Annotated in this window: 4 tRNA genes and 2 rRNA genes; all 6 read left to right on the top strand. The window is 47.0% G+C overall.

The features are described 5' to 3' along the window. Window positions 1-339 (top strand): 23S ribosomal RNA (locus WS40_RS10510); the annotation flags it as partial. A 74-nt stretch (window positions 340-413) separates the two neighbouring features. Then, window positions 414-530: ribosomal RNA gene (gene rrf, locus WS40_RS10505) — 5S ribosomal RNA — on the top strand. A gap of 5 nt (window positions 531-535) precedes the next feature. Next, a tRNA-Lys gene (locus tag WS40_RS10500) sits at window positions 536-611 on the top strand. A 73-nt stretch (window positions 612-684) separates the two neighbouring features. Then, window positions 685-759 (top strand) — tRNA-Glu (locus WS40_RS10495). 71 nt (window positions 760-830) lie between these two features. Next, window positions 831-907 (top strand) — tRNA-Ile (locus WS40_RS10490). Between the two features lie 13 nt (window positions 908-920). Next, window positions 921-996, top strand: a tRNA-Trp gene (locus WS40_RS10485). Window positions 997-1,625 lie beyond the last annotated feature (629 nt).

Here is a 1,625-nt window from a genome sequence, read left to right as displayed (position 1 = left end):
ATTAAAGCGGTACGCGAGCTGGGTTCAGAACGTCGTGAGACAGTTCGGTCCCTATCTGTCGTGGGCGTAGGATATTTGCAAGGAGCTGTCCCTAGTACGAGAGGACCGGGATGGACGCACCTCTGGTGCACCAGTTGTCACGCCAGTGGCACAGCTGGGCAGCTATGTGCGGAACGGATAAACGCTGAAGGCATCTAAGCGTGAAGCCGCCCTTAAGATAAGATATCCCTTCTGTTTACAGAGTAAGACCCCTTGAAGACTACAAGGTTGATAGGCTCAAAGTGTAAGCACGGTGACGTGTTTAGCTAGCGAGTACTAATCGGTCGAGGGCTTAACCTTATTGGTTATGACTACTCCTTTTAACCAACAGCTTTTTCATTATTCAATTTTGAGGATTCGTTCCTCTTCACTTAGTCGGTGGCGTTTGAGTTGAGGTCACACCTGTTCCCATGCCGAACACAGTAGTTAAGCTCTTCTTCGCCGAAAATACTTGGATGGTAACGTCCCGGTAAGATAGGGTGCTGCCGACACCTATGCACCATTAGCTCAGATGGTAGAGCAACTGACTCTTAATCAGTGGGTCCTGGGTTCGAGTCCCCGATGGTGCACCAAATTTCCCGTAACGGGCAGATATATTTTTGCTCGCTGCGGTTTTTCTTTATATGCTGCAGCTCAGCATTATATGGCCCGTTGGTCAAGCGGTTAAGACTCCGGCCTCTCACGCCGGCATCGGGAGTTCGATTCTCCCACGGGTCACCAATATTTCCTCTCGCTTGCGTGAGGTCGTTATGCAAGCTTCTCAAAAAGCTTGCTATTTTTTTGCTCTATGTGGACCATTAGCTCAGTTGGTTAGAGCAACCGGCTCATAACCGGTGGGTCCGGGGTTCGAGTCCCTGATGGTCCACCACATTTTTTTATCTAGGGGTATAGCTCAGTTGGTAGAGCAGCGGTCTCCAAAACCGCGTGCCGAGGGTTCGAATCCTTCTGCCCCTGCCAAATTGCTTATTCGGACAAGATCAAGAATTTCTTCTTGATTTTGTCCCAACAAGCGGTATAAGGCTATACGCCTGTTGGTATTGAAACGGTTAAGCCGTTTTTTACTTAATTGATGTCTTTCCTTTTGACGTGATCATGTTGATCCCTAGTCATCACAGCTCAGAGTGACAAGCTCTGAATATGCTGCTTGCTGTCGGTTACGCCCCTTGCACTGCCACAGCAGTGACGCTCGATTACTTTCTCGGTAGCTCAGCCTCACAAGGCATATATACTTGCTAGAGCTGTTAGAGCAGCTCATCACGGCACGTACTAGGTATCTGCATATATGCAGGCTCGCTAATGCGAAGCTGTTAAGTACGACTGAAAAGATCAGCAGTTGTCTGAGATATCGTCGAGGTTACTTCATCAACCTTTATTCTTTTTAAATTGCTGTCAGCCGCCTGATCCGACTGTCAGACGGGTACAAAAAAGCATTTATCAGAAGTTATTTGTAAACTTTCCGATAAACGCTTGACAAATGTATCGTAATCGTGTATACTAAACACAAAACAAAGCATTCACTAAGGTCATCAGAGGTTTTGCTACAACTTCTGGGACTGATATACTTTCTTACGGTCAATAAGGAGTAT

It is taken from the genome of Ruminococcus sp. N15.MGS-57, assembly GCF_000980385.1.
Taxonomy (GTDB): domain Bacteria; phylum Bacillota; class Clostridia; order Oscillospirales; family Ruminococcaceae; genus Hominimerdicola; species Hominimerdicola aceti.
The sequence above is the reverse complement of the archived record's forward strand: the minus strand, read 5'-3'. Positions and strand labels throughout refer to the sequence as shown.